Source organism: uncultured Anaerotruncus sp. (assembly GCF_902490045.1).
GTDB lineage: Bacteria > Bacillota > Clostridia > Oscillospirales > Ruminococcaceae > Anaerotruncus.
On sequence record NZ_CABUCJ010000146.1, the window covers coordinates 1 to 5313 of the forward strand.

Sequence of the window (5313 nt, forward strand, 5' to 3'; positions counted from 1 at the left end):
TGGTTCCTTTCTTGGGCGAACAAGAAAGGAACTCGCTGTCGGTCGACTACCGACAGGCCCTCCGGCCTCTGGGCGGAAAACCTAAAACCGTCGCCGGTCGACTACCGGCAGGCTCCGCCGCTCACTGAGCGGCAAATCTAAAACCCCCGCCGGGGAAAGGCGCGCAGGCGGAGCCGGCAGAACGGCTCTGGTATTGGAGAGACGGCGCAATCTCCGTATAAAAAATTCTTTACCCGCTTTTTTCAAGAGAGCGGACAGAAAAGGCCGCCCCTTCGGGCGGCCGGTTTCTCTTCTGTTTTCACTTCCAGACGAGGCGGAGTTTTTTGTCGGGGCAGCGCGCGACGCACAGCCCGCAGCCGGTGCAGCGGGCGGGGTCTGTGACGATGCCGTCCGCCTCGCGGCGCACGCCGCCATAGAGACAGCCGTCGGCGCAGAGGGAGCAGTCCTCCCGCGCGCAGGGGGAGAGCAGCTCGCTCACGAGCGGCTGCGCGGGGATCTCCTCAAAGGGAATGAGGGAACCGAGTGCGGCGCCCCGCAGCCGTTCGATGCTGCCGCCGTGCCCGTCGGCCCACGCCGCGAGCCCTTGGACGATCTCGGTGATGAGGCCGTACCCGTTGAGCATGACCGCGGAGGCGAGCTGGACGGTGTTGGCGCCGAGCATGATGAATTCCAGCACGTTCTCAAAGCTCTCGATCCCGCCGATGCCGCAGATCTGGCAGCGGGTGAGCTGGGAGAGGGTGGCGGTGACCGCCAGCGACACGGGTCGGATGTTGGGGCCGGTGTAGCCGCCGTAGGTGGGCATGACGGCCTGCTGGCGCTCGATGTCGACGCCCGACAGCCCCTTGAGGCTGTCGATCGCGCTGACCGCGGAGGCGCCCGCCTCCTCGATCGCGCGGACGAATCCGGTGTTGATGCTCGCGTCGTAGGAGAGCTTGACCATCACCGGGATATCCACCGCCGCTACGATCGTGCGGACAAACTCGCCGATGTGCTCCGAATGGCTGGAGAGCCGCTCGTTCTTGGTGCCGATGGGGGCGCTGATGCTCAGTTCCACCGCGTCGGCGCCCATTCGTTCCACCTTGGAGGCGATATAGGCGGTCTCCGAGGGGGTAGCCCCCCAGATCGAACAGATCAGCATGCTGTCCCGCTTGTCGATCCGGTCCATCTCCTGCTCCCACTGCTCGAGGTCGAGGGTGGAATAGAGCATGGTGTTGAAGAGCCGCCCGTCGTCAAGATAAAGCCGCGGCCGGATGACCGAGCCCGCCTCCAGCGTGATCGTTTCGGTGACGACCGCCGCCGCGCCCGCGTCGACCGACCGCTGGATGGCGGCCGCGCTGCGCGACCAGGGACCGGCCGCCACAATGACCGGATTTTTCAGCTGCCTGCCCAGAAAAGGCACTGACAACGACATAAAACCCAACCCCTCTCATTCAAACAGCTCATAGATATATTTCTCGTTGCCGCAGGAACGGCGTATTTTCAGCTTGGGCTGGAGCACAACCTGCTGCGGCACGTGGTCGGCAAGCTGTTCGTCCTCGATCAGGTCGAAGAGCAGGCGCGCGGCGACCATGCCCAGCCTGTGGGCGGGCTGCTCGACGCTCGTGAGCTCGGGGGTGACCAGCTCGCACATCGGGGAATCGCTGAACCCCGTCACCGCGAGCCGCCCGGGGATATCGATCCCCTCGGCGCGCGCCGCCTTTATGACGCCGAAGGCGAGCTCGTCGCTCGAGGCAAAGATCGCGTCGGGCAGGCCACCCGCCGCGAAGAGCCGCCTCGCCGCGAGGAAACCGCCCCGCAGGCTGTCCTCGGCGGTGTGAATCTGCCCGGCGGGGATGCCCGCCTGCGCGCAGGCCGCACGGTAACCCTGGAGGATCGCGCCGCTCTTCGAGTGGGAATCCTCGTCGAGCAGCAGGTCGACCCGGCGGCGGCCCAGCTCAAAGAGGTGCTGGGTCATCCGGGCGGCGCTGCCCTCGAAGTTGATGTAGCAGGCGGTCACGTCGCCCAATCCATCCCCGCGCCCGATGATCACGAAGGGGCGCTCCCGCAGGCCGACGGCATCGAGCTGCGCGGCGCTCAGACGGGCGGCCCCGAGGAGGACGCCGTCCACCTTGCGGTCGAGCACCATGCGCAGCGAGTCCACCTCCCCCTCGGCGGTGCCGTGGGTGTTGCAGAGCAGGACGCCCGCGCCCTTTTTGGCGGCGACCGTCTCGACGCCGGTGACGACCCGTTGATAGATGCCGTGTTCAAAGGTGGGCACGAGCAGGGCGACCGTGTTGGTACGGCCGAGATTGAGCCCGCGCGCGAACCAGTTTGGGGTGTAGCGGAACTGCTCCATGACCGCGAGCACATGCTCGCGGGTCTCCGGCTGGACCTGTTCGGGGTGGTTGAGCACCCGCGAGACGGTCGCGACCGACACCTGCGCCTGCCGCGCGATCTCCTTGATATTCAAGCCCCCGCCCCCTCTCCAGTCATCTACCTATAGCTTACCAACCCGCTCGGGAAAATGCAAGGCCCCCGGAAGGCCCGGGGCAAAAAAACGTATTTGTAATCGGTTTCAGATAATGCGCTGGTCTGGGTGGAGGGTAAAGACTATACAAATAATTTGCCAAAGAAAAAGGCAATATTTTGTACAAAAATTTAATAGAAATGTGAGAAATATTATGATATAGTGTGGGTGGCGGCTAATGAAACTACTTACATCAATGCGCGCCCGGTGCGTGCCACAGACAGAAAGGGAGGTAACGATGAGCGAACTGAAAGAGAAAAAAGTCCAGACGGAGGATTCCGAGTATTCCCTCAGCGCGGTACCCAAGGAGAAAAAGGTACAGGGCATGTGGGCGGCGATGGTGGTGCTGGTGGGCTTCACCTTCTTTACCCCGAGCATGACCGCCGGCGGCAACCTGGGCATCGGGCTGACGCTGAGCGGGTTCCTGATTTCAATGATCGTCGGCAACGCGTTCCTGGGCGCCTACTGCGGCACCCTCGGCTACATCGGCCAGAAGACCGGCCTTTCGCTCGACCTGCTGGCGCACCGCTCGTTCGGTGAAAAGGGCTCGTTTTTGCCCTCCGCCATCATCAGCATCACCCAGATCGGCTGGTTCGGCGTGGGCGTCGCGATGTTCGCGCTCCCCGTCACCGAGCTGACCAAGGGCAAGCTGCCCGTGTGGGCGCTCGTCATCGTCACCGGCGCGGTCATGACCATCACCGCCTACCTCGGCATCAAGGCGCTGGCGGTGCTCGGCTCGATCGCCGTCCCCCTGATCGCCATTCTCGGCGTCTATTCGGTGAGCTGGGGCATCCAGAAAGCGGGCGGCATCATGAACGTCTTCGGCACGGACAACAAGATGACGCTTGCCGCGGGCATCGCGATCGTCGTCGGCTCGTTTATTTCGGGCGGCACCGCGACCCCCAACTTCACCCGCTTCTCCAAGACCCCGAAGGTCGCCGTCACCGCGACGGTCGTCGCCTTCTTTGTGGGCAACTCGGTCATGATGATCTTCGGCGCGGTCGGCGGCGCGGTCACCGGCGTGGCGGACATCTTCAACATCCTCATCCTCCAGGGCCTTGCGATCCCGGCGGTCATCACCCTCGGGCTCAACATCTGGACGACCAACAACAACGCCCTCTATACCGCGGGGCTGGGCGTCTCGAACATCACCAAGATTCCGATGAAGCCGATGGTCCTGCTCGGCGGCCTTGTGGGCACCGTCTTCTCGGTGTGGCTCAACAACAACTTCGTCAGCTACCTGAACCTGCTCTCCGGCATGATCCCGCCGGTCGGCGCGGTCATCATCCTGCACTACATCCTGCACCGCGGCGACTACGCCAAAGAGGACATCAAGAACCCGGAGGTCAACCTCGGCGCGATCCTCGCGGTTATCGGCGGCGCGCTTGTCGGCATCTTTGTGAGCTGGGGCATCAAGCCGGTCAACTCGCTGGTTGTCGCGGCCGTGATCTTCGTCATCTGGGAGATGGCCGTCCGTCCGAAGGAGAAGGCATGAGGCCGTTTGGAGAGAACACACGTCACGGAAAGGAGATCATCACATGCTGATCAAAAATATCTTTGTGGAAAACGGGACCGAGGCGGTCGACATCCGCGTCACCGACGGGAAGTTTGAAAAGATCGCCGCGAACCTCGCCCCCAACCCGGGCGAGGAGGTCGTCGACGGCACCGGATGCCTGGCCATCCCGCCCTTTATCGAGCCGCACGTCCACCTCGACACCTGCCTGACGGCGGGCGACCCGGTGTGGAACATGTCGGGCACCCTCTTCGAGGGGATCGAGTGCTGGGCCAAGCGCAAGGAGAAGCTCTCCAAGCAGGACGTCAAGGACCGGGCCCGCCGCGCGGTGCAGATGCAGGCGTCCAACGGCGTCCAGCATGTGCGCACCCACGTCGACGTGACCGACCCGACGCTGGTCGCGATGGAGGGGATGCTCGAGCTCAAGGAGGAGCTCAAGGGGATCGTCGACATCCAGATCGTCGCCTTCCCGCAGGAGGGCATCATGAGCTACCCGAACGGCGAACAGCTCATGGAGAACGCCGTCAGGATGGGCGCGGACTGCGTCGGCGCGATCCCGCACTTTGAATTCACCCGCGAATACGCGGTCGATTCGGTCAACTTCTGCGTCAAGCTCGCGGAGAAGTACGGCAAGCTGGTCGACGTCCACTGCGACGAGATCGACGACGAGCAGTCGAAGGGGCTCGAGGTGCTCGCCTGCCGCGCGCTCGAAAGCGGCATGAAGGACATGGTCACCGCCAGCCACACGACCGCGATGCACAGCTACAACAACGCCTACTGCGGCAAGCTCTTCCGCCTGCTGCGCATGAGCGACATCAACTTCATTTGCAACCCGCTGGTCAACACCCACCTGCAGGGCCGCTTCGACACCTATCCGAAACGCCGGGGCGTCACCCGCGTCAAGGAGCTGCTCGAAAACGGCAACAACGTCGCCTTCGGCCACGACGACATCTTCGACCCGTGGTACCCGCTCGGCGACGGCAACATGCGGGACGTCATCCACATGGGCCTGCACGTCTGCCAGATGATGGGCTACCAGCAGATCATGGACTCCTATAAGTTCTGCACCTATAACGCCGCCCGGGCGCTGCACCTCGGAGACAGCTACGGCATCCGGGAGGGCAACCCCGCGAGTTTCATCGTGCTCAACAACGACAATTTCTACAACGCCCTCAACAAAAAGAGCGAGGTCCTCTATTCCTACAACCGCGGCAGGCTGATCGCCAAGGCGACCCCCGCGCACAAAGAGGTCCTCTTCTGACCGACCGGCCTTTGTCCGGGAAACCGGACCCGG

The 5313-nt window shown here is 63.5% G+C and carries 4 protein-coding genes; 2 read left to right on the plus strand and 2 right to left on the minus strand.

What is annotated here, in order from left to right:
• Nucleotides 1-298 precede the first annotated feature (298 nt).
• Nucleotides 299-1411, minus strand: a complete 1113-nt coding sequence (locus tag RDM88_RS11590) for a dihydroorotate dehydrogenase (RefSeq protein ID WP_276874377.1) — start codon at nucleotides 1409-1411, stop codon at nucleotides 299-301.
• Nucleotides 1412-1426: 15 nt separating this feature from the next.
• On the minus strand, nucleotides 1427-2449 hold the full coding sequence (locus RDM88_RS11595; protein WP_276874374.1) for a LacI family DNA-binding transcriptional regulator: 1023 nt from the start codon (nucleotides 2447-2449) through the stop codon (nucleotides 1427-1429).
• 295 nt (nucleotides 2450-2744) lie between these two features.
• On the opposite strand from RDM88_RS11595, the gene codB reads away from it, so the two are divergent.
• Together codB and codA are read left to right on the plus strand one after the other, a co-directional pair.
• Nucleotides 2745-4001 carry a cytosine permease gene (codB, locus tag RDM88_RS11600; RefSeq protein WP_308754991.1) on the plus strand — a complete coding sequence of 419 codons (1257 nt, stop codon included), beginning with the start codon at nucleotides 2745-2747 and terminating at the stop codon, nucleotides 3999-4001.
• Between the two features lie 43 nt (nucleotides 4002-4044).
• The gene (codA, locus tag RDM88_RS11605; RefSeq protein ID WP_308754992.1) at nucleotides 4045-5280 is read left to right on the plus strand and encodes a cytosine deaminase; all 1236 of its coding nucleotides are present in this window, start codon (nucleotides 4045-4047) and stop codon (nucleotides 5278-5280) included.
• Nucleotides 5281-5313: the final 33 nt, after the last annotated feature.